The 25,185-nt window shown below is 43.8% G+C and carries 15 protein-coding genes; 8 read left to right on the top strand and 7 right to left on the bottom strand.

The annotated features are described in order from the left end of the window. Nucleotides 1-8: 8 nt before the first annotated feature. From FPZ43_RS00725 to FPZ43_RS00700, 6 genes are all read left to right on the top strand, one after another. Nucleotides 9-623, top strand: coding sequence for an acyltransferase (locus FPZ43_RS00725; protein ID WP_146379938.1), 615 nt, complete (start codon nucleotides 9-11; stop codon nucleotides 621-623). Nucleotides 624-647: 24 nt separating this feature from the next. Further along, the gene (locus FPZ43_RS00720) at nucleotides 648-1,988 is read left to right on the top strand and encodes a lipopolysaccharide biosynthesis protein (RefSeq protein WP_146379937.1); all 1,341 of its coding nucleotides are present in this window, start codon (nucleotides 648-650) and stop codon (nucleotides 1,986-1,988) included. Further along, nucleotides 1,985-3,202 carry a glycosyltransferase gene (locus FPZ43_RS00715; protein WP_222430907.1) on the top strand — a complete coding sequence of 406 codons (1,218 nt, stop codon included), beginning with the start codon at nucleotides 1,985-1,987 and terminating at the stop codon, nucleotides 3,200-3,202. Before FPZ43_RS00720 ends, FPZ43_RS00715 begins: the two co-directional genes overlap by 4 nt. A gap of 11 nt (nucleotides 3,203-3,213) precedes the next feature. Beyond that, on the top strand, nucleotides 3,214-4,401 hold the full coding sequence (locus FPZ43_RS00710; protein WP_146379935.1) for a glycosyltransferase: 1,188 nt from the start codon (nucleotides 3,214-3,216) through the stop codon (nucleotides 4,399-4,401). A gap of 63 nt (nucleotides 4,402-4,464) precedes the next feature. Next, complete coding sequence (locus FPZ43_RS00705) at nucleotides 4,465-7,089, top strand: non-ribosomal peptide synthetase (protein WP_146379934.1); 2,625 nt, start codon at nucleotides 4,465-4,467, stop codon at nucleotides 7,087-7,089. A gap of 148 nt (nucleotides 7,090-7,237) precedes the next feature. Further along, entirely contained in the window at nucleotides 7,238-12,835 is a 5,598-nt protein-coding gene (locus FPZ43_RS00700) for an alpha-2-macroglobulin family protein (protein WP_146379933.1), read from the top strand. Nucleotides 12,836-13,189: 354 nt separating this feature from the next. Here the strand turns inward: FPZ43_RS00700 and FPZ43_RS00695 are convergent, their stop codons facing one another. The 6 genes from FPZ43_RS00695 to FPZ43_RS00670 form a co-directional block, all read right to left on the bottom strand. Next, nucleotides 13,190-14,176 (bottom strand): 3-keto-disaccharide hydrolase, encoded by a 987-nt coding sequence (locus FPZ43_RS00695; RefSeq protein ID WP_261380926.1) that lies wholly within the window; start codon nucleotides 14,174-14,176, stop codon nucleotides 13,190-13,192. 80 nt (nucleotides 14,177-14,256) lie between these two features. Beyond that, the gene (gene gloA2 / locus FPZ43_RS00690; RefSeq protein ID WP_146379932.1) at nucleotides 14,257-14,646 is read right to left on the bottom strand and encodes an SMU1112c/YaeR family gloxylase I-like metalloprotein; all 390 of its coding nucleotides are present in this window, start codon (nucleotides 14,644-14,646) and stop codon (nucleotides 14,257-14,259) included. A 3-nt stretch (nucleotides 14,647-14,649) separates the two neighbouring features. Continuing rightward, entirely contained in the window at nucleotides 14,650-16,875 is a 2,226-nt protein-coding gene (gene purL, locus FPZ43_RS00685; RefSeq protein ID WP_146379931.1) for a phosphoribosylformylglycinamidine synthase subunit PurL, read from the bottom strand. Between the two features lie 163 nt (nucleotides 16,876-17,038). After that, a complete protein-coding gene (locus FPZ43_RS00680) occupies nucleotides 17,039-17,869 on the bottom strand; it encodes an energy transducer TonB (protein ID WP_146379930.1) in 831 nt (276 codons plus the stop codon). A gap of 163 nt (nucleotides 17,870-18,032) precedes the next feature. Then, nucleotides 18,033-18,617 carry a DUF4468 domain-containing protein gene (locus FPZ43_RS00675; RefSeq protein WP_146379929.1) on the bottom strand — a complete coding sequence of 195 codons (585 nt, stop codon included), beginning with the start codon at nucleotides 18,615-18,617 and terminating at the stop codon, nucleotides 18,033-18,035. An 82-nt stretch (nucleotides 18,618-18,699) separates the two neighbouring features. Beyond that, nucleotides 18,700-19,743 carry a porin gene (locus FPZ43_RS00670; protein ID WP_146379928.1) on the bottom strand — a complete coding sequence of 348 codons (1,044 nt, stop codon included), beginning with the start codon at nucleotides 19,741-19,743 and terminating at the stop codon, nucleotides 18,700-18,702. A gap of 610 nt (nucleotides 19,744-20,353) precedes the next feature. Here FPZ43_RS00670 and FPZ43_RS00665 point away from each other — a divergent pair. Further along, the gene (locus FPZ43_RS00665; protein WP_146379927.1) at nucleotides 20,354-22,528 is read left to right on the top strand and encodes a glutamine synthetase III family protein; all 2,175 of its coding nucleotides are present in this window, start codon (nucleotides 20,354-20,356) and stop codon (nucleotides 22,526-22,528) included. Between the two features lie 79 nt (nucleotides 22,529-22,607). Further along, entirely contained in the window at nucleotides 22,608-23,345 is a 738-nt protein-coding gene (locus FPZ43_RS00660) for an AAA family ATPase (protein ID WP_146379926.1), read from the top strand. 10 nt (nucleotides 23,346-23,355) lie between these two features. Here FPZ43_RS00660 and FPZ43_RS00655 read toward each other — a convergent pair whose 3' ends face one another. Next, nucleotides 23,356-25,134, bottom strand: coding sequence for a chloride channel protein (locus tag FPZ43_RS00655; RefSeq protein ID WP_146379925.1), 1,779 nt, complete (start codon nucleotides 25,132-25,134; stop codon nucleotides 23,356-23,358). Between the last annotated feature and the right edge of the window lie 51 nt (nucleotides 25,135-25,185).

The following is a 25,185-nucleotide window of genomic DNA, read 5'->3' as shown; positions in this document are numbered from 1 at the left end:
GTATAACAATGTCAATAACCGAAAAACTTAAGTCTCAGCCCCGCTTAAAAAAGTTTTTGCATTGGCTATTGGTAAAAACCAGCCATTCGGCCCCGCGCAAGTGGGTAATTTGGTTTATAAATCCATTTGTGCACAAACGCAGCAACAAGGCGCTGATAATGCCTAATGCGCGTTTGGATCTATTTCCCTTCAAAAATTTTGAGATCGGCCCAAATTCAATTATTGAGGATTTCTCTGTAATAAATAATGGTGTTGGCGATGTAATCATCGGTCACCATGTTGGCGTTGGCATAAGCAACGTAATTATAGGCCCGGTTACGTTAGGCAATTACGTAATGCTTGCGCAACACATCGTATTCTCGGGCCTCAATCATGGATTTGCTGATGTCACCAAACCACCACGCGTGCAGCCCGTAATAACCAAACCCATTGTTGTTGAAGACAATGTTTGGATAGGTGCAAACAGCACAGTTACCGCCGGGGTAAAAATTGGTAAGAATGCCATTATTGGCGCAGGCAGCGTGGTAACTAAAGATATACCCGCATACACTGTTGCCGTTGGTAACCCTGCCCGGGTTATTAAAAAATATAATTTTGAAACCGCTGCCTGGGAAAGAGTTTAAGCAGCGAATTTTTGCGCCCCCATTATGTCGTTTTTAAATAAGATCATTAACAAGCATACCATTAACCTGGCCAGTAGCGCTGCTATGCCTGTTATTGGGATGTTGGTGCTTGCACTAATGGGGCGATACTTAAATCAGGCAGATTTTGGCCGGTACGTATTTTTTCTGCAGACCTTTTTAATGGCCGATATTTTCCGTACCGGTTTCCTGCAAACATCCTTGGTAAAATATTACTCGGGCGCCGATGCCGATCGTGCTTTGAATATAGCGGGCTCGGCATGGTATGTAGGTTTCATGCTAAGCGTTGGCCTGGCATTAATTGATCTTGTAATTTATTTATTCGTACGCGGATCGGGTACCGAGCTTGAACTTACGGTTAAGTGGTTCGGCATCATTTATCTGTGCACCCTCCCATCCGCAGTAGCCATTTGGATTTTGCAGGCACAGGAGCGTTTCGATAAGATGTTTCTGCTGCAGGTAGTTAATCAGTTGGGCTTTTTTATACTCGTGCTTGCGCTTATTGCTTTGCATAGGGTTAATTACACATCGATCGTTATCAGTTATTTGATAAACAATATTATTACAAGCATTATTTGTATGGCGGCGGGCTGGTCGCAGGTGCACAGCATCAAACACAAAAGTGTATCTGCCATGAAAGAACTTGTGCATTTTGGCAAGTTCAGCGTGGGGACATCAATAGGCGCAACATTGTTAAGATCGTCAGACGTTTTTATCATCGGCATGCTTTTCCCGGTAAAAATGCTGGGCGTATATTTTATTCCCCAACGCTTGCTCGAAATTTTTGAAATCCCTATGCGGAGCTTCGTTTCTACGGCGCTACCCGAGCTTTCTGCCGCGAAGCAACGAAACGATGATAAGGCCGTGGCCGAAGTGATGAAGCGCTATGCCGGATTATTAACCGTTTTGATCCTGATACTTGCGGTGCTGGCCTTCCTATTGGTTGGCGTTGGCATCCACATCCTGTTTGGCGATAAATATTCGGGCACCGATGCCAACAATATTTTCAGGCTGTTTTTGTGCTACGTGATCATTATGCCTATTGACAGGTTTTTTGGTATAACCCTGGATATCATGAACAAGCCAAAGCTTAATATGGCCAAGGTATTTATTATGCTGGCCGTAAACATAGCTGCCGATTTTATTGGCTACTATTTTACAAAAAGCCTTTGGGGCATCGCCATAGCATCATTATTTACCTACTACACCGGCTTGATATTTGGATATGTGCAGCTCAAAAAATATTTGAATTTTAGCATGAGCGATATTTTAACCATTGGCTATGCTCAGCTTAAAAGCACTGTACACAATCTTCTAAACAAAAAAGTCAATACCACAGAAGCTTGAGTTTAACCGGTCAACATATAGTTATTTTTTCGCAGATGCAGTTCGACGGCAAGCTGGAGTCGACACCCTACACCATAGCGCGGCAACTTGCAAAAGACAACTTTGTTTACTTTGTTGACAGGCCCTTCACCTGGAAGGACTACTTCAAATTCAAACACACCGAAGCGTACCGCGTGCGGAAACCGCATTTCTTTTCGCCAAACAATAGCATCATACAGGCGGACCTACCAAATCTTAAGATTATTATTTGCCCGCCGGTCCCATCAATAAATATGCTGCCCGAGGGTGGCCTTTACCGCATGGCGGTGAAATTTAATGAATGGCTTGTGTTATCAAGGCTAAAAAAAGTATTCAACCAATTGGGCATTATCAAGTACATCTATATTAACTCATACAACTTTTCATACCCTGCGTTGCATAAAAAGCTTGATGCAGCACTAACGGTTTACCATTGCGTAGACCCTATAATTGAAGGATATCAGCTAAAACATGGCGTAAAAAATGAGCAGCAATTAATTGAAAGCGTTGACATGGTTATATGCACCAGTCGTGAGCTGCAGAGGCAAAAGGCAAAGCTTAACAAAAGCGTTCACTTTGTACCAAATGCAGCCAACCTATTGCACAGCCAAAAAGCGCTCGGTCCTCAATTGCCTTTACACCCGTTATTAGCTAACATTAAAAAGCCTGTCATCGGTTACCTGGGCGCCATTGAGCGCCGCATTGATTATAATTTGATGAAAAAGGTAATTGAATTAAACCCCGAGAAAAGCTTTGTTTTTGTGGGCCCTGTTGATAGTGATTATATTAAGGACGGAGACTTCACAGCAACCAATTTGCACCTAACAGGCCCTATCCCCTACAGCCGAATGCCCGCTGTATTAAAGGGCTTTGATGTTGGCATTATACCGTTTAAAAAGGATGAGGTGAGTGCTAATATTTTTCCACTTAAACTATTTGAGTACATGGGCGCAGGTAAACCTGTTGTAACTACCAATTTTAATGAGGATCTGGCTAATTTTACGCATGATACCGTCCCCTACTGTTCAACTGCTGAGGAGTTTTCTGAAGCGATAAGCATAGCACTTAATGATACACCCCAAAAGCAGCAACAAAGAATAAATATTGCCGCCGATAATACTTGGGAACACAGAATTAACGATATTAAAGACATATTAGCCCGAGGTTTAAAAGCCAAGGGTTTCAATTTAAATTAACGGCAACGCCAATGGAAATTATCCGCCTTATTTTCTCAATAGCTTTTACCATTATATTTATTTACCTGGGTATATATAGCATGTACCTGTTTATATTTTCGGTAATGGGCAGGCTTATCTATCAGCGGCCGCCGGCGGTTGCCAAGGCTTACAGTAAGTTTATAATTTACATCTGCGCTTACAAAGAAGATGCAATCATACTAAACTCGGCTGCGGAAGCCTTAAAAATTGATTACCCGCAAGATAAGTTTCATGTTTGTGTAATTGCTGATTCGATGCAGCCCGAAACCATTGCGCAACTAAAGCAAATGCCATTGCAGGTAGTTGAAGTATCGTTTGAAAATAGTACAAAATCAAAAGCTTTGCATAAAGGCATTGCTGCCACCATTGAGGATTTTGAGGCAGCCGTTGTGTTTGACATTGACAACATTGCAGCACCCGATTACCTGCGCCATATAAACGATTACCTGCATGATGGTAACCGGGCTATACAGGGCCATCGCGTAGCCAAAAATACAGAAACACCAGTTGCCATACTGGATGCAATAAGCGAAGAAGTGAATAATCACATTTTCCGCAAGGCACAGCAGGTTTTTAACTTGTCGGCGGCAATTATTGGCTCAGGCATGGTACTCGAGTATAAACTATTTAAAGACACCATGGCTCAAATTGATGCTGTTGGTGGCTTTGATAAGGAAATGGGCCTGGTGCTTACCCGTCAGAAAATTCATGTTGCCTATGCAGATGCAGCACTTATTTACGACGAAAAAGTTAGCAATCCCGAAGTGTTTAAAAAACAGCGCCGCAGATGGTTATCGGCTCAGTTTAATTTGCTCAAAACTTACGGCAGCACCGGTTTTAAAGAACTTTTCAAGAATGGCAATTTCGATTACTTTAACGAAATTTATCAAACTGCAATATTGCCGCGTATTTTAATGCTCGGCCTTATGCCACTTATGTTGATTGTTTCGTTATTAACGCCGGGCATAGGCCCGTCATGGCAGGCATGGGCTTTGGCAACTATATTATGCTACGTAGGCATCCTTGTAGCGGTACCGCCACAGTTTTTCAACAAAAAGCTGTTAGGTGCAGTTATGCGTATCCCGATGATATTTTTTACTATGCTGGCGCTATTGTTCAAGCTAAAGGGAGCTAACAAAAAATTCATTCATACGCCACATAATACAAGTTCGCACTAACACGGGGTATACACATACAATCAAAGTCACTACTAATAAACAACGGTTAAGGGTTATTAAATAATGGATGTAACTTTAAATAACACAGCAGCAGATTACCCGAAGGAAAAGCCTTTGTACGCACTGTTTACGGAAAGCGTACAACAATATCCCGATAAAACTGCTATAAGCTTTCAGCACCGCAGGTTAAGCTATAACGAAGTAAACAATACTGCTAACCGTATTGCCAAAGTGTTGCTTGAACAAGGTATTAAAACCGGTGAAATTGTTGGTCTTGCGCTTGATCGTACGCCCGAAATGATCATCTCACTGCTGGCAATACAAAAATCGGGGGCAGCTTATGTGCCGCTTGATCCTGAATACCCTAAGGATCGTGTGGAATTTATGCTTGAAGACTCAGGTGCCAAAGTGTTGCTTACCCAACAAAAATATAAGGGCCACTATGCAGGCAATACCATCGAACTTATCGTGGAGGACGTGCTTGCACAATCTGCAGGCTACAGCACCGAAGAGCCGGGCATTGATGTAAAAGGCGATGATTTGGCTTACGTATTATATACATCGGGCAGCACCGGCAAACCAAAAGGGGTGCAAATTGCGCATCACAGCCTGGTAAACCTGATGCTAAGCCTGCAGAACAAGCCGGGCATTACCAACGCAGATAAAATGCTGGCCGTGGCTACCATATCATTTGATATTGCAGGTGTGGACATTTACCTGCCGCTTAGCTGCGGCGCAGAAATTGTACTTGCCGATGCACTAACCGCTAAAGACGGCCGCGCACTGCTCGATATTGTGCGCACGCAGGGTATAAGCATACTGCAGGCAACGCCATATACCTGGCGAATGATGCTTGAGGTAGGCTGGAATGAGTACCTTCCAATCAAGGTGTTCTGCGGTGGCGAAGCGATGGCAAAGGATTTGGCAGCAAGGCTTATACCGCTATCGAAAGAGGTTTGGAACATGTATGGCCCTACCGAGACTACCATTTACTCCATCATCAAACACATCACATCCGAAGAGGATATAACCATAGGCTGGCCGGTAGCCAATACGCAGGTATATATTCTTGACGAGCAGATGAACAACCTCACCAATGGCGAAATTGGTGAGCTGTTTATAGGCGGCGTGGGGCTGTCATGGGGTTACCTTAACCGGCCCGAGTTAACAGATGAGCGATTTATCAAAAATCCTTTAAATGATAACCCGGACGACCGTATATACAAAACCGGTGACTTGGCCAAATTAAAGCCTGATGGTGACATTGTTTACCTTGGAAGGATAGATCACCAGGTAAAAGTACGTGGCTACCGCATTGAGCTTGGCGAAATTGAATTTAACCTCGGCAAACAGGACGACATAAAAGAGGCTGTTGTTATTGCCCGCGAAGATACCCCGGGCATACCACGACTAGTTGCCTACCTGCTACTCAAGTCTGGCAAAACAGGCATGGCCGATGTTGAACAGATCAGTACCTGGGAAAAAGCTTTATTGGCGGTGTTACCGGAGTACATGGTGCCGGATGATTACGTTTTGCTGGATATCATACCTTCTACCCCTAATGGTAAAATCGATCGTAAAGCTTTACCCAAGCCGGATTACAGTCACATTAACCGCTCGGGCGAGTTTGTAGCACCTGTTACTGAAAATGAAAAACTGGTTGCATCCATCTGGCAGGAAATGATGGGGCTGCAAAACATCAGCAAAAACGATAACTTCTTTAAACTTGGCGGCCGCTCCTTGGTAGCAGTTAAGATAATGGCCCGCATTGAGCAGGAAACAGGCGTGCGCCTACCGTTGGCAACTTTGTTTGAGCACTCGACAGTTGAGCAACTGGCCGCAAGGCTTGACCTGGGTGATGAAGCCATTTCATGGGACTCATTAGTGCCTATTAAACCGCAAGGCAGCAAAATGCCATTATACATTGTGCATGGAGCAGGCCTAAACGTTCTATTGTTTAACGCACTTGCCATGAATATGGATGATGAACAACCGGTTTACGGTTTGCAGGCAAAAGGTATAAATGGTATTGATGAACCTTTGGATGTAATGGAAGAAATTGCAGCCAACTACGTCGAAGAAATTATAAACCATGATCCTGTTGGCCCCTACGCGTTGGCTGGTTATTCGTTAGGCGGCATCATTGCTTATGAAATGGCTAAACAAATGCTGGCTATGGGCAAGGATGTTAAAATGCTGGCTATGTTTGATACCTATGCCGAGCAAACACAAAAATTTGATTCGAAGGCGAAAAAGGCGTTTGATAAAGTCTGGCTACTGATCAAGCAAATTGCCTATACACCGATATTGATGCTTCAGGATCCTAAAAGGGCAATAGAGTATAAACTGCGTGAGTTGCGCAAGCGCATTGCAAAAATTGGTCAAAAGGCAATACCTGTCGAAAAGAAACAAGGCTACTCAGCATACAGTAACGAGATACATGAACGCAGCCTTGCGGCACAACGCAATTATGAGTTGGTGCCTGTTGATATTGCCATCGAGTTGTTCCGTGCCAAAAAGAAAACTTTTTACATGGACGATTTTAAATACCTGGGCTGGCGGCCATATGCGCTCAAGGGCGTGCGTGTACATGATATACCCGGCGAACACAATACAATTTTTGCCCCGCCTAACGATAAGCAGTTTGGCAGGGTGTTACAAGCATGCCTTGATGAGGCGGCTAAATAGACGCAAGAGAATTACGATAGAAGCGGCTACACTACATGTAGCCGCTTTTTTATTGCAAATTTACCCCTCGCTTAAAATAGGCCCGCCTAATTAAATTATTTCGTGATTGGATATAAAGTATTAAATTCAAAGCACAAATCAACCTGCCATGAAATACCTTTTTACCCTGCTCACATCCCGGAGAGGGCAAATAATCACATCTACAGCACTTATACTTATTGCTCTTGTTATCTATTTCGGTCGTAGTAATCACAAGAAAACGGTCGATCCGGCATTTAGCCAATATATCGAATCATACACCACCGGTGTGGTTTCCAGGCAAAGCAATATCCGTATAAAACTGGCCGGAGAAGTGCAACTGGCACATGGCCAAAACGAGGAAATCAAAAATGCTTTCGACTTATCTCCCGGTGTCGACGGTAAAGCATACTGGGTAGATGAGCGTACGATTGAATTCAGGCCTGATGAGAAACTCGAGCGCGATAAAAAATATAGCGTCGACTTCAACCTTGGTAAAATTGTAAAGGTGGCCGGTGAGTATGAACACTTCAAGTTCGAACTGCAAACCGTTAAGCCCGATTTTACGGTAACGTTTGGTGGCCTGCAAACAAGCAGCCCAACTGCATCAGACAAAATGAAGCTTACCGGTATACTGCAAACTGCCGATGTTGAGGACAATGCTGCTATCGAAAAGATATTAAACACCACCTATCCTACTGCAACTACCATAACCTGGCAGCATAACCCGATGGGCAAAATACACCAATTTACCATTAACGGGTTGGTAAAAAACAATACATCAAACAAGCTTAAAGTAAATTGGGACGGCAGCAACCTTGGCATAAGTAAAACCGGCAGCCAGGAATTTGATATCCCGTCTATCGGCGACTTTAAGGTGCTTGACATAAAGGCTATTCAGGAGAACGACCAGTATGTTGCGGTATATTTTTCGGACCCGATTATGGTTGGCCAGGAGCTTAGTGGTTTAATCACTATTGGCAACACTGCCGACCCGGCATATACCATTGACGGCAGCGTTGTAAAAGTTTATGCTCCTGAACGGTTGCAAGGCAACTTTAGCATAACGGTTAATGAAGGTGTAGAAAATATCTTCCATAAAAAGCTAAAGCAAGGCTACTCCGCAAACGTATTTTTTGAAAACAGGCTACCATCGGTTACCATACCGGGTAAAGGTGTAATATTGCCTGATTCGGGCAAACTGCTTATGCCGTTTGAGGCCGTAAACTTGAACGCCGTTGATGTTAGCATCATTAAAGTTTACGAAAACAATGTGCCGCAATATTTCCAAAATAATGGCTTCGACGGTGGTTTTGAGCTGCGACATGTGGGCAAGCCGGTCGTACAAAAAACCATCAGGCTTGATGATGACAAAAGCATCAACCTAAGTAAGAAAAACCGTTTCATGCTTGATGTTGACCAGTTACTTCGGGCCGAGCCTGGGGCCATTTATCGGGTAGTGATCGGCTTCCGTAAGGAATACTCATTGTACAACTGCAGCCTTGGTAAACCTACCAAAACAGGTGACGATGATGATTACTACGAGAATGAGTACAACGGCGATAACGTAAGCAAGATTAGCGATGAAGATGATGAGTTTTGGGCGCGTTACGATAACTTTTACCCTGAAGACTACCGCTGGGCCGATCGTGAAGAACCGTGCAGCGCATCATACTTTACAAAAAACCGCTGGGCAATGCGCAACATTATTGCCTCGAACATTGGTTTGATAACCAAACGAGGTAATGACAATAGCATGCTGGTTGCCGTTACTGATATTTTGAGTGCCCAACCAATGGACGGTGTTGAGCTTGAACTGCTCGATTATCAAAAGCAGGTAATCCACAAAGCTACATCCGATGCCGAAGGTATGGCACGTTTCGATCTTAAACGCAAACCCTATCTGCTTGTGGCCAAGAAAGGCAACCAGCGCGGTTATCTTAAATTAGATGATGGCAGCTCGCTTCCGTTGTCGCGCTTTAATGTAGGCGGCGAGCAGGTGCAAAATGGCCTAAAGGGATTTATATATGCCGATCGTGGTGTGTGGCGCCCGGGCGATTCGATATTTACCACGTTTATCCTTGAAGACAAATTAAAAACCCTACCAGCCGACCATCCCGTAGAGTTTGAATTGTATAACCCTAACGGGCAACTATACAGGCGCATTACCCGCACATCGTCTGTCGGCGGTTTTTACAGCTTCCATACAGCTACAGAAACTTCATCACCAACAGGCAACTGGAACGCAAAAGTTAAAGTAGGTGGTGCTGTTTTCGAAAAGAAAATAAAGATTGAAACCATTATGCCAAACCGCCTCAAGCTAAAACTTGATTTTGGCGGAGCCAATGAATTAACCAAAGGTAGTGGTATAAACGGCAGCCTTAGCGCACAATGGCTGTTTGGTGGTGCCGCTCAAAATTTAAAAGCCAAGGTTGATGCTTTCCTGTCATCGCAAACAACCAAATTCAAAAATTTTGACGGCTACATTTTTGATGACCCCACCCTTGCCTTCAATACACAAACCCAAACCATTTTTGATGGGCAGCTAAATGAGAACGGTACGGCAGCTGTAAATACCGACATTAACGTTGAGAAACAGGCACCGGGCCAGCTACGTGCCAACTTTGTAGTAAAAGTATTTGAGCCGGGTGGCAGTTTTAGCCTGTATCAAAACAGCATGCCTTATAACGTTTACAGCGGCTATGTGGGTATTAAAGCACCTGAAGGCAGCAGCCTTTCGGGTATGTTGGTTACAGATAAAAACCATGTGTTTGACATTGCCGATGTTGACGTTAAGGGCAATACCATAGCAGGCAGCCGCAGCGTTGAGGTTGAATTGTACAAAATACAATGGCGCTGGTGGTGGGATGAAACCGGCAACGAGCTAAGCAACTTTACGCAGGACCGTTATAACAAACTTATCAAAACAGAAACGGTGCAGCTTAATAACGGTCGCGGCAAGTGGAACATGAAAATAAACCAGGCCGACTGGGGCCGCTATCTGGTGCGAATTAAAGATTTGCAAACAGGCCACTCTACCGGGAAGATCATTTATGTTGACTGGCCAAACTGGTCGGAAAGGTTACAGCAAACTGACCCCACCGAGGCGGCGATGCTATCCTTTACAGCTGATAAAACCAATTACAAGGTAGGCGAAGAAGCAACGCTGACTATCCCCACCGGTGGTGACGGACGAGCGCTTATCAGCTTTGAAAATGGCAGCAAGGTTTTAAAAACGGTTTGGATAGACACCAAAAAAGGCCAAACCCGCTATACTTTCAAGGTGGATGAAAACATGGCACCAAACGTTTTTGTAAACGTAACTTTATTACAACGGCATGCACAAACAGTAAACGATTTGCCTATACGCATGTACGGAGCCATACCATTGACCATTGATAATCCCGAAACGATATTGAAGCCGGTGATAAGCATGCCGGACAAGATCAGGCCGGAAACTGCATCGGCCATAACAGTGTCGGAAGCATCGGGTAAACCCATGACCTATACTATTGCTATAGTTGATGAGGGCTTATTAGATATTACCAATTACAAAACTCCCGACCCGCATGATGCATTTTATGCCCGGGAAGCACTTGGTGTTAAAACCTGGGATTTGTTTGATTATGTAATCGGCGCTTTTGGCAGCGGGTTGGAACGCATACTTAGCATAGGTGGCGATGGTACCAACGGCATTAAAAAGAATGTATCCGTTAATCGCTTTAAACCCGTGGTGAAATTTATGGGGCCATTTACGCTTGGCAGCGGCGAAAAACAAACCACACGGTTTACATTACCGCAGTATGTTGGCTCGGTTAAAGCTATGGTTATAGCGGGTGGCAACGGTGCTTACGGCCAGGCAGAAAAAGCAGTGGCAGTTAAAAAACCTCTGATGATCCTTGCTACACTTCCGCGCGTGCTTGGTCCATCAGAAAAGGTACAACTGCCGGTTACTGTGTTTGCAATGGAGAGCAACATTAAAACGGTTAATGTGCAGGTGCAGTCAAACGCATTTAGCAACCTGGCAGGCAACAACACCAAAACAGTAAGCTTTGCCAAAACCGGCGACCAATTAGTAACATTTGACCTGAACGTGAAAGATTTTGTTGGCGTTGGTAAAGTGCACATAGTGGCTAAAGCAGGTGCCGAAACCGCAGCATTCGACGTTGAACTTAACGTACGTAACCCTAACCCGCCTGTAACCCGTATCAGCGAGTTTGAATTAAAGCCGGGTGCTTCTGCCGGTTCAATATTTAAAGCTATTGGCATAAACGGTACCAATAAGGCAACCTTGGAAATTGCCAGCATCCCGCCAATGAACTTAAGTAAAAGGCTGGATTACCTCATTACCTATCCGCATGGCTGTGTTGAACAGGTTACATCGGCGGCTTTCCCACAGCTATATTTAGAGCAGTTAATTGATCTTAGCCCAAGGCAAAAAGCCGAAACCGAACGCAATGTAAAGGCTACCATTAACCGGCTTAATGGTTTTCGCGCTCCGGGTGGCGGCCTTAGCTACTGGCCAGGATCAGCTGATGCTGATGAATGGGGAACCAATTATGCCGGACACTTTCTGGTGGCAGCGCAGGCGAAGGGCTATCTTCTGCCTTCCGGAATGATCGACGATTGGAAACGCTACCAGAAACAAAAAGCCGTAAACTGGTCGCCCGACCCGCGCACCAACATTGTTGGCTATTACTATTATACTGACCTGGTGCAGGCATACCGCCTGTACTTATTAGCCCTTGCCGGCGCACCTGAATTGGGCGCAATGAACAGGCTTAGGGAATATCAATACCTAAGCATACAGGCACGCTGGCGCCTGGCGGCTGCTTATAAACTTGCCGGACAATCCGAGGTTGGCGTGCGTATGATTGCCGGGCTTCCGCTTAACATTAAACCATACAACAGCATGTATGGCACCTACGGCTCCGACCTGCGCGACGAGGCAATGATATTAGAAACCCTAACCCTGCTTGGACAGCAACAGAGGGCAAGCGGCCTGGTTAAAACAGTGGCGGCAAAACTATCCATTGATAGCTGGTACAGCACACAGACAACCGCGTATGCACTAACAGCCATTGCCCAATACTGCGGCGTCAATAAAAACGGCGTCAAACTTGCCTTTACTTATGATATAGGCAAGGGTAAAAATGCCGTAAACGCAACGAACTACTTATGGCAGCAGGGTTTACCAATAAACGGTAAGGTAAACGTTACCAATAACGGTAATAACAGGTTATACATGCGGTTGATACAGCAGGGCCAGCCATCATCTGATCAGGACGTTCTAACCAATATCAACCCGGATGTTATGGATTTGCGTGTGGCCTACTTTACCCTTGGCGGTAAAGTTATCGACCCCACGAGTTTAAAACAAGGCACCGATTTTGTGGCCCAGGTTACTATTAAAAATCCGGGTAAGCGCGGCCGTTATGATAACCTTGCATTAACGCAAATTTTCCCATCGGGATGGGAGATCTTAAACAGCAGGATGCTGGACAACGATGAGGCATTTAAATCCTCACCGTCAGACTACCGCGACTATCGTGACGACAGGGTAAATACTTATTTCAGCTTACCGGAAGGTAAAGAAGTAACCTACTATGTCATATTAAACGCCGCCTATGCCGGCCGGTATTATTTACCTGCCGTATATTGCGAAGCCATGTATAATCATGATATCAATGCGCTGGTTAAAGGGCAATGGGTGGATGTGATAAAGTAAGAGACAAGCCCCCTGCCCCCTGAAGGGGGTGTTTTTGAAATAGTGCTACAGTACTTGTTTACAGAGAGTGCTTCTAACAACATATGTAATTACGAGGAGCAACACGACTTGGTAATCTCTTCGCGTTTAAATTAGCTGGCGAGACGGGATTGCCACGCTATCGCTCGCAATAACATAGGTTTATTAAACATTTGTTAGACGGCTGAAAAGTCGCCGATAGATTCTTCGCTACGCTCAGAATGACAATAAGGATGCGTTGAACTTGTTTAAAAAAACGAAGCTATCTGTCGCAATTACCAACAAAAAAAGAGGCACTTCGGTATGAAGTGCCTCTTTGTATTTATTTAATTATCCTTACTTAGCCGGCGTGATCACTATGTTACGATAATCTATCGGGCCGTGGTCGCCTTGTATCATTAACGGACCTGGCTCTCCTTCTTTACTGTCGATAGCGCCACCTGTAATGCCGGGAATAACCTGGCGGCTTATCACTTCCTGGCCATTGGCTACAATGGTAACCACACGGCCCACCAACGTAATATCATACGACTGCCATTCGCCTGCATTTTTTGCCATCATTTTATTGGGCTGCATAAAGCCATATACCGAACTAAACTGATTAGCCAATGGCTCGGGCTCGCCTGTTTTGGTGTCAATAACCTGCACTTCGTAACGGCCACGCAAATACACGCCGCTGTTGCTGCCTTTTTGGTATCTAAACTCGATATGCAGTTTAAAGTCCTTAAATTTTCTGTCGGTTAGCAGGTTGGCGCCTGATTTTTTGCTGCGCAAAATACCGTTCTCAACAACCCACTGGTTTGGCCTGCCATCCGTATGCCAGCCTTTTGTATCCTTACCATTAAATAATTTGATAGGTGTACCCCAAACTGCTGCCTTGGTTGGCAACATTTCAGGAGCGCGTACGCCGGTAAATTCATACGTTTTGCCATCAGTATATATCATTGAACCTTTTATGATATTGCCGCTTGCCTCAAATTCAAAATCCATATTGCGCCCTTCTGGCTCCCATTGAGGGGGGATCGAAAAGCTGTATTTGCCGTTTGCTGGCTTCACTTGCGAAATTGGCCTCGCACTGCCAAAGGCGTAGGTAAAACGACCTATCAATGTGTTGTTGCCTGATTTTTGCACCTCGAGCCACGAAGGTTGCTCCTTGCCGTCCTTAACCATCGTCAGGTCCCAGCGGCCTATTACATCGGGTTGTTTTTTTGTTTCTGATTGGGCGTTGGCCTGTATAGCCGGAAGCAACGATATTGACGATAAAATCATTAAGCCCATAGCGTGAGATATACGCTTACTAATAAAAGTACTTAGGTTTATCATAATTGGTATTTAGTTGATTTTTAAAGCTACAAAAACATTTCCAGTTTGAAGCTTTGTTACATCACCAATTAGGATACGTACTACAATTCGTACAACTCGAGCGGTAATCCGTCGGGGTCGGTAAAAAAAGTGAAGCGTTTGCCGGTGGTTGGGTCGATGCGGATGGGCTCGGTGGTAACGCCAAGTTCATTTAAATGAAAAGCAGCTTCTTCCACACTATTTACTTCAAATGCCAGGTGGCGTAGGCCGGCAGCTTCCGGGTGCGATGGCCGCAATGCCGGGTCACGAAAAGAAAAAAGCTCAACCTGGTATTGACCTCCAATTTCCAGGTCGAGCTTGTATGAATTACGTTCTTCGCGAAAAACTTCGCGTATCACTTTTAAGCCTAAAATATCAACATAAAACTTTTTCGACAGTTCGTAGTCCGAACAAATGATAGCAATATGGTGTATCTTATTAAGCTTAAGCAATTGTTATTCTCCTAATATTGAGTGCAGAACGTTGTTATTAACCATTTTAATATCAGTGATGTTTCCGTACAATTCATCATCGATAGTTGTGTTGCCAATACCGTTAACAGTACCCAACAAGCTAAACTCAATTTCGCTTGTAGCCATCAGCTCAACAAAACGCTCCTGGTCTGCAGGCGCAACACTCACCACTATCCTGCCCTGCGCTTCGCCGAATAAGAAAGCATCCTTACGCACTGCGCTGTCGCTTTCAATGTCAAAACCTAAGCCATTTGGCAGGCATGATTCAACCAGGGCGATATATAAACCACCATCCGCCACATCATGAGCCGACTGTACAACTTTATGTTTGATAAGCTCTTTTATTACCTGGTGCGTAGCATATTCTTTCTCCAGATCAAAATACGGAGCAGGAGAAGCTAACACCTTATGGTAAGAAGCCAGGTACTGTGATGATGCAATATCATTTTGTGATTCGCCGATAAGGTATATCAGGTCGCCGGGCTGTTTAAAGTCCGACGTCATCATGTTATCCAGGTCGTCCATCACACCAAGCATACCAATGGTAGGTGTCGGGAAAACCGGGCCCTCATCTGATGATTGGTTATAAAAGCTTACATTGCCACCTGTTACCGGGGTTTCGAACTTTGTACAAGCTTCGCCCATACCTTTAATAGCACCAACAAACTGCCAGTAAACTTCAGGAATGTAAGGGTTACCGAAGTTTAAGCAATTGGTAATAGCAACCGGCTCGCCACCTGCGCAGGTAATGTTCCGCGCAGCTTCGGCAACGGCAATGGCCGTACCCTTTTGCGGATCGGCGTATACATACCGCGAGTTGCAATCGCAGGTTAAAACAATCGCTTTATCAGTACCTTTTACAGCAACAACGGCAGCATCGCTCGGGCGATTGGTGGTCATGGTAGCTGTACCAATCATTGAATCATATTGGTCTGTCACCCAACGTTTTGATGCAAGGTTTGGATGCGCAACCAAATGCTCGGCTACATCTATAAGGGTTGCAGGTTCTGCAATGTCTTCTATTTTAAATTTCTGGTTTTCGGCATAGTAAGCAGGCTCGCGGTATTCACGCTTGTAAACAGGGGCGCCACCACCAAGTACCAAGTCATCAGCCGGTACATCAGCTACTTTTTCGCCGTTCATAAAATATTCCAGGCGCTGGGTGTCGGTAACTTCGCCTATAATGGCGCAGTTCAGGTCCCATTTATCAAAAACAGCCTCAACTAAGGCTTCTTTGCCTTTTTCAACCACGATAAGCATACGCTCCTGAGATTCGGACAGCAGGATTTCGTATGGCTTCATGTTTTCCTGACGCATAGGTACACGATCAAGGTGGATGATCATACCGTGTTCGCCTTTGGCACTCATCTCAGAGTTTGAGCAGATAATACCTGCCGCACCCATATCCTGCATACCGATAACGGCACCTGTTTTAATTACCTCAAGCGTAGCCTCAAGCAATAATTTTTCCTGGAAAGGGTCGCCTACCTGTACAGCAGGTAAATCATTTACCGAATCTTCGGTTATATCTTTTGATGCGAAAGCCGCACCGTGGATACCATCTTTGCCCGTTGCAGAGCCTACGATGTAAACCGGGTTGCCAACACCGTATGATGTAGCTGAAACTGTTTCGCCAGCCTTAACAATACCTGCCGAGAATGCATTTACCAATGGGTTGATGTTGTAGCACTCATCAAAGAAAAGCTCGCCACCAACAGTTGGAATACCAAAGGCATTACCATAATGGCTGATGCCTTTAACAACACCTTTAACCAACCATTTGGTTTTATCAAGGCTCAGGTCGCCAAAACGCAACGAGTTCATTTGCGCTATTGGTCTTGCGCCCATGGTAAAAATATCACGGTTAATACCGCCTACACCTGTAGCCGCGCCCTGGTAAGGCTCAAGAGCCGACGGGTGATTATGCGACTCGATCTTAAAAGCGCAGCCTACACCGTCGCCAAGGTCAACCAAACCTGCATTTTCCTCGCCCGCTTTGGCCAGCATACGCGGACCGTCTTTTGGCAGGGTTTTAAGCCAGGTAATTGAGTTTTTGTATGAGCAGTGTTCGCTCCACATTACCGCGAAGATGCTCAGCTCGGTAAAATTTGGCACGCGGCCCAATATTTCTTGTATACGGTCAAATTCTTCAGGTAAAAGCCCCAGATCGCGGGCGGTTTCAACGGTAGTTAATTCCTGGTTATCCAATGTAGTATTGTTTATGTTGAAATGATGCGCAAAAGTAGCAAAAAGCCCTTAAAGCCGAAAGGTTTTTTGCTGCTAAGTATGCTGCTCGCAGGCATAAGCAAATAGCGGTGAATTTTTAAAGTTCACCGCTATTTACAAAAACATCAACTAAACTATAAACTCATTACTCGGGCAACTGGAAATTTATAGGAATGGTATACCGCACCCTTACCGCATGACCGTTTTGCATGCCGGGTTTCCAGGCCTTTGCCAGTTTAAGCACGCGGCTTGCTTCTTCATCAAGGCCATACCCAATGCCCCTTACTACTGTAATGTTCGATAAGGTGCCATCGCGCTCAACAACAAAGCTCATAATAACCCTACCCTGCACACCGGCTTCAGATGCTCTTGCAGGGTACCGTAATGTTTTGCCTAAAAACTTGCCAAAGGCTTCCATGCCGCCAAATGGCTCTGGGTTCACCTCAGCAAATTCTTGTACTTCATTACTTATTTCTGCCGTGCCACTGCCGCCGCCACCGGGGGTAGTGTTTTCTGTAGGCGTTGCATTATCGCCGGTTTTATTGCCAGGAGTAGTTGTAGTACCAACGGTATTTTCAGCAAGTTGGGCTATTGTTGGTAATTCATCAACAACAGGCTTATCAGTAACTACAGGCGTCGTAAATTTTATTTGTGATGCAGCGGGCGCAGGTGCTTCGGGTTTCGCGGGTTTCGCGGGCTCAGGCTTTTCGGGTTTTGCTTCAACTATTTCATCCATTTTTGGAGGTGGTAATACCACTTCAATCTTTTTTGTAATTTCTACAGGCTCAATCTCTTTAGCCGTTAACTTTATATATGCAGATCCGGCAACAATAACACTAAATGCTATTGCCATTGCCTTAATCATGGTACGGCCGTAGTTTACGCGCAAATCATAAGCGCCATAAGCCTTGTTGCGATCATCGAATACAACGTCGAGCCACTCGGCATTGTACAAATTTAATTTTGTGTTAAGCATGTTAGAAGAATTTTATTTTCTAATATAACGCTTATACAATATTAAATGTTGATATATTTTTATTTTTACAAAATATAAAATAAACGAACGCCCTTATTGCCAAATTTATATTGGCAATATAATATAATTACAAAATTAAATATGCTTTTAATGGGTGATTAAACTACCAATTGCCCGTATCAACTCTCTTTACTGGTTGTGACTTAAGTAAAACTGCAGCATTTTCCATTTTTTGCTTCAGCTGCAACGCGACTGCTTTGCAAAAGTCTCCCATTTGGGCTAAAAAATTATTGGTTTCCTTTTGCGAGTATTTAGATAATAATTTTTCTGCTGGGATATCAATACCCGGTTGCGCAGTCATGTTGTTAAATCTGTCGCGCTTGTAAGGTTTAAATATAAAGTTGCTTAGCTTATATCTATAGCGACCATCCTTACCCTCTATATTTAAGGTGTACGATACTGCCCCTGCTTCTTTGCGTACGATAGACGATCCACTGTAAATCAAGAAGCTTCCGTTTGTATTAAGTGCAAATTCAGCCTTACCTTTATTTGGCTTTTGTTTAGGCGATAAGGTTTTCGCAAACACCCAGCCGCGTTTATATAACGTATCGGCATTTATACCCGGCGCGTCCTCCACCTTGTAATAAACATATTTATTATTCTCATCAAATTGGAGCGGCTGTTCAGCCTGCGCAAAAACCGACACAGCGCACAGCATTAGAGTAAAGAGGGATAAGAATGTTTTCATATACTAAAAAGATAAGGCACCTGCACAATCCATGCAGATGCCTTTAAATATAACCTGTTAATATTTAATAAAGTAGTCTTTTTTAAAACGAATATACGGCAGCTAACAAAAACTGCGATGCGTTTTTAGTTGGCATACCTGCCTTGTTTAAAAAGCCATCGTTTATATCCTTATTATTATCAAGCCTAAACTCCGGGATAAAAGTAAGCGGCCCGCTTTTTATATTGGCTGTAAATGTAATTGCTGTTACAGAACTACCCGGCGCCGGGCCGAATGTTGTGTAAGTACCATTCTTGGTTTTAAAATACTCCCCTCTTAACCCAAGTGTAACATCTTTGGCAACTGCAAGCTGCGGGTATAAAGCTACACCGCTAAAACCGCCTGTACCTACAGCATCTGCTGCCGAGAACGTAGCCGCATTTAAGCCGAGTTTAAAAGCATTTGTAATTTGATAAGAGGTAGTCAGGTCGATTTCTGTACCTGATAGTTTGCCCGTTAACAGGTTTACGTAAGCTGTCCAGCCCTCAACCGGCGAAACCATTAGCTGGGCACCAAATGTATTAACCTGGTTTATGGACTGGTAATAGTTCCATGAATCGTTGAAGATACCGGCCATTAAGCTTGCTTTACTGCTGAACGCATAGGTTGCTTTGAAGCCAGGGTTTTGGAACGGCCCATTGGTAAACAGATATGATGTTGAGTAGTTAAAATTACCTGCAGGCGCAATAACTTCATACCCTACAAACGTGGCCATGTAACCGGCTGTTAAGTTAAACTGATCGGTTACGTCGTAAGATACATACAGGTTTTGGATGTGATAACTTCCATCTGTTGCTGACGGGGGAATAGACTGTGATTGCCCACGCGGACCGAAAGACAGCTCACCTACAAAAGCCGCTTTGCCAACCTTCTTTTTAAGGGCAAGGTCTACCATACCTATTGATACCGAATTTTGATCGGACGCGAAGCTGGTGGGGATATTACTACGTTTAGCAAAATCATACTTAAAATAAGTATCAACAGAGCCTGATATGGTTAGCGGCGGATCTGTTTTTGTTGTATCCTGTGCTTTAGCTACAAATGCACAGGCTACCAATAAAGAAAAAAGTAGAAATTTTTTTTTCATGATAAAGGGTTTAATTTTTAGTGTTTGTTAATTATGGTTTTATAGTGTTTTGTTGGATTGCAAGAAACTTTTAACACATCTGTTTAACACGATCAACCCCGCTAATCATCTTTCCTTCAAATAAGCCCCTTCTCTTTACCTATCTATTACCAATTACAGATATTTGGTAATTTATCCTGTTTGAAGAATATTAAAAAGTAACATATATATAAATATGTATTGAAATTATATCAATTAAGCCCTAAAATATTGAATAATATTCAAAACAACAAGACTATTTTTAATAATATTAAATATTTGAACATTGATTATTGAAATTTTTATCATATCCAACCTATTATAAGGCAAAATACAATTAAACAAGATTCAATTTTTGAATTAATAACCAAGCTTTCGTAAAAAACAATGGAAAAACATAACCATTTCATTTAAAAGACATGAAATAAAACATTGATATTTATTTATGGCCCTTTTATTCAGAGAATAAATGTAATTGAGCGGTAAACGCTGTAATTAAGTGGTTATAATTTTTGGTTAATATTATCCCTGCTAAAACGCCGGGTATATAAATGATTTTATATTTTTGAGACGAAACCAACCTATTAGCATTATGCCCAACATTCGTTTCGAGGCTCTTAAAGCTGTGCTTGACCGCGCGGTACCTGAAGTAAAAGCGCCTTCAAATAAAATCTCAGATTATTTCGGCTCTAATGTGTTCGATAAGCAAAAAATGAAAGAATATCTTTCGGCCGATGCTTACAGTGTTATAGTAAATGCCATTGATAATGGTATTGCCATTCCGCGAGATATGGCCGACCAGGTAGCTTCATCTATGCGGTCATGGGCAATGGGCAAGGGTGCAACACATTATACGCACTGGTTTCAACCCCTCACAGGCACCACTGCCGAAAAGCACGACGCATTTTTTGAGCCAACTGCCGACGGCGGAGCCATAGAACGCTTTAGTGGCGATGCACTTGCCCAACAGGAGCCGGATGCATCTAGTTTCCCGAGCGGAGGTATCCGTAATACATTCGAGGCCCGCGGCTATACCGCATGGGACCCGTCATCGCCTGCATTTATTATGGGCCGCACGTTATGCATCCCTACAGTTTTTGTGTCATACACCGGCGAAGCGCTTGACTATAAAGTACCTTTGCTAAAGGCACTAAGCGTGCTTGATAAAGCTGCGGTTGACGTTTGCCATTACTTTGATAAGAGTATTGAAAAAGTAAATGCCTCATTAGGTATTGAGCAGGAATACTTTTTGGTTGATATAGCCCTGTTCAACGCCCGCCCCGATCTGTATTTAACGGGCCGTACCTTATTTGGCCACATGTCCGCTAAAAACCAGCAATTGGAAGATCATTACTTCGGCTCCATACCGAGCCGGGTGTATGCCTTTATGCAGGATATGGAAACTGAAGCTCTGCAATTGGGCATTCCATTAAAAACGCGCCACAATGAAGTTGCCCCATCACAATTTGAATGTGCCCCTGTTTACGAGGAAATAAACCTGGCTATCGATCATAACCAATTATTAATGGATATTATGGATCGTGTAGCCAAACGCCACCACTTTAAAGTATTGTTGCACGAAAAACCATATGCAGGCATTAACGGCTCAGGCAAGCACAATAACTGGTCGCTCATAACCAACACTGGTAAAAATCTGTTGTCGCCGGGCAAAACGCCGAAAAATAACCTGATGTTCCTGGCATTTTTTGTAAACACCATTAAAGCCGTGCATGAACATGCCGATTTACTTCGTGCATCAATAGCATCAGTTAATAACGACCACCGCCTGGGCGCAAACGAGGCCCCACCGGCAATTATGTCGATATTTTTAGGTAGCCAGTTAAACGAGGTGCTTGATGAAATAGACACTTCTCGCCTGAGCAAAAAAATAAAAGAAGAAAACTCATTGTGGCAGGGCATTCCTAAAATACCGCAGATTTTAAAAGACAACACCGACCGTAACCGCACCTCGCCCTTTGCCTTTACCGGGAATAAATTTGAGCTGCGCGCGGTAGGCTCGTCGGCAAACTCGGCCAGCCCGATGACGGTGCTTAACCTGATTATGGCCGATCAGCTACGCAAGTTTAAATATGACGTTGATAAGCTGATCAAAAAAGGCGAGAAGAAAGACGTAGCCTTGATGACAATCATCAAGCGCTACATAAAGGAGTCGCGCAGCATTCGCTTCGAAGGTAACGGCTACAGCGAGCAATGGGAACAGGAGGCTGAAAAACGAGGCTTAACCAACATCAAAACCACGCCTAAAGCGCTTGATGCCATGATATCTGAAAAGGCCGAAAACCTGTTTGCCGAAACCGGCGTATTTACCAGCCGTGAAGCGCATGCCCGCCATGAGATACTGCTTGATAGTTATTACAAGAAATTACAAATAGAGGCCCGCGTTATGGGCGAACTGGTTTTAAATACCATCATCCCTGCGGCGCTTAATTATCAATCAAAATTAATTGAAAATGTAAGGGGCTTAAAAGATATCGGACTAACTGCTGATGATTATGCAGCCCAACTGGACATCATCCGCAAAATATCGGAACATGTAAACTTCATTAAAACCAATGTTGAGCAGATGATAGATGAGCGTAAAAAAGCAAACGCTGTTGAAGACATCCGCGAACGTGCAATACAATATGATGAGCAGGTAAAAAGCTTTTTTGCACCTATACGCTATCACGTTGACAAGCTGGAGCAACTTGTTGACGACAGCCTATGGCCACTACCAAAATTCAGGGAGCTGCTATTTATAAAGTAACGGCAACTTATCAACAAAAAGCCACTAACTTGTATTGAGAGTTAGTGGCTTTTTAGTTTACACTATATTTAAGAAAACGTTGGAAGCGAAACCCTATTTAAAAGAGATCGTACTTAAGCGCGATGAAGTTAGTTCATTCGATGTTTATCCTTTTAATATTCCGGCCATACAAGGATTGCAATCACTTGGTTTCCACCAGGATGTTACATTTATTGTCGGCGAAAACGGCAGCGGCAAATCTACCTTAATAGAAGCTATTGCCTTAAGCATGGGCTTCAGTATTGAAGGCGGTAGCAAAAACGTGCAGATAAGTACACATGATAATGCCTCAAGGCTACACCGATATCTGCATATCATCAGGAACTATAAAAAGCCAACCGACTATTACTTTCTGCGAGCCGAAAGCTTTTATAATGTGGCAACTTATATGGATCAGGAAATTGGTGATGGCAATAATCCTTATTACCCGCCATATCAACCACTCCACGAGCGATCGCACGGAGAAGCCTTTATGCAAATACTTACAGATAAACTTAAAGGCAACGGTTTATATATTTTTGACGAGCCCGAGGCGGCATTGTCTCCATCACGCCAACTAGCAGCCTTATCCGTTATGGACAAATTGGTAAATGGAGGTTCGCAATTTATAATCGCCACGCACTCTCCTATCCTGCTGGCCTATCCCAATGCTATAATATATCAGTTAGATGAATGGGGCATTAAACAAGTAAAATATGAGGATACCGAGCACTACATGGTTACCCGCTATTTTCTTAACAACCACAAGCAGATGCTGAACGATCTGCTTGGTGAGTAGCATACAACCATTAGCGCGAAAAAAGGTCAGCCTCGTTATGTTGACGTATAAACACTTCGCGATATTTGCTTAGCAAAGCCGATTTAGAAACAAAGCCGAGGAATCGGCCATTACTAACTACAGGTAATTGCCAAACATCGATCTTATCAAACATATCCATAACCGTATTAACAGGCTGTTCGGGATCAATAGTGGCAGGTGGAGCAACCATAATATCAGTAACCGTGCTTATGTCTTCGTCCGCATTAAACATATGCCGGCGTATTTCATCCATCCATATCACACCTAAAAGTTCCTGATTGCTGCTTAATACAGCAAAAATGTTGGCATCGCTACCAGCCATTATCTTATAAAAATCAGCCAGTGGCATGTCCCTATTTATGGCTGTAAATTTCCGGTTGATGATATTTTCAAGGCTAATAGCATTCAACATACCATAATCTTGCCCTGGGTCGATATTCTTTTCATGAATTAAATCGTGCCAGTACATATTGTGCTTATTGGATATGCGCGATATAATATAAGAGATAGCAGACACAATCATAAGCGGGATAAAAAGCACGTACCCCCCGGTAATTTCGGCAATCAGGAATATTGCGGTTAAAGGTGCATGCAACACACCGCTTAAGGCGCCGGCCATGCCTACGGCTATAAAGTTACTGGTGCTTAAATGTATAAGCCCGGTTTGGTTAACGGCAAAAGCAACAAATAAACCTAAAAAAGCGCCCATAAACATGGTTGGTGCAAAGGTACCGCCGTTACCACCGGAGCCAATAGTTATACCTGCGGCAACAATTTTCATTAAAATCAGCGCAGCTATAAATAAAAGCATTACCCAGGGCTCATCAAGCCATTGGCTAAATAACGATTCCTCTTTCAATAGCTGCAGATTGCCGTTCAATATGGCCTGCAGGTAATGATACCCCTCACCAAACAGCGCGGGGAAAATAAGTATGATGACACCCAGCAGCAGGCCGCCTAAAATAGCTTGCACATACCGGTTTTGTTTAGCAAACAATCCTTTCTCCAGCTTGCCCGCAACTTTAGCTATGTATACGGCCGTCCATCCGCTTAACACACCAAGTATAATGTAAAATGGAAGCGCACTTAACTTCCAGCCATCCGTAACCAGGTGAAACAACTGACCAGAATATAATACTTTGGATACCACTACCCCGGTTGCAGATGCTATGAGCAGCGGTATAAACGTCGGTATAGTTATTTCGCCAATTAACAATTCGAGCGAGAACAACACCCCGGCTATAGGGCTGTTAAATACTGCTGCAATACCTGCCGATGTACCGGCGGCAAGCAACACTGTTTTTTCATAAGGGCTCAGATTAAAAACACGCCCGATATTTGAGCCGATTGCCGCACCTGTGCATACGATAGGAGCTTCCAGCCCAGACGAGCCACCAAAACCTACAGTGAGCGAACTGGTAATGAGATGCGAGTAAACATTATTTGAGCGGATATTTGACCGGTTCTTCTTGATACTAACAAGGATACTGCCTATCCCCTTTTGCATACGGTCGCGGTTTATGAGGTGCTGCCATGCTACCGTTAGCAAGATACCGAGCGCAGGTAAAAAAATATAAATGATATGGTATGGAAAATATGAGGAAATGTTACGGCTAACATCTTCCATAAAGTGAACCAAAAACTTAAGTGCTACAGCAGCAAGGCCGCCTAGTAAGCCCGCAAATACACTGCAATAAATTAAAAAATTACGTTGGCTATTACGCTTAAGGCGCCAACGGGTTACTTTATATTGAATAGATTTTAACATAGGCCTGTGGTGCGGGGCGGGCAATGTAATAATTTTATGGCTCAAAAGTTA

Source organism: Mucilaginibacter pallidiroseus, from assembly GCF_007846085.1.
In the GTDB taxonomy this organism is placed as follows: domain Bacteria; phylum Bacteroidota; class Bacteroidia; order Sphingobacteriales; family Sphingobacteriaceae; genus Mucilaginibacter; species Mucilaginibacter pallidiroseus.
The sequence above is the reverse complement of the archived record's forward strand: the minus strand, read 5'-3'. Positions and strand labels throughout refer to the sequence as shown.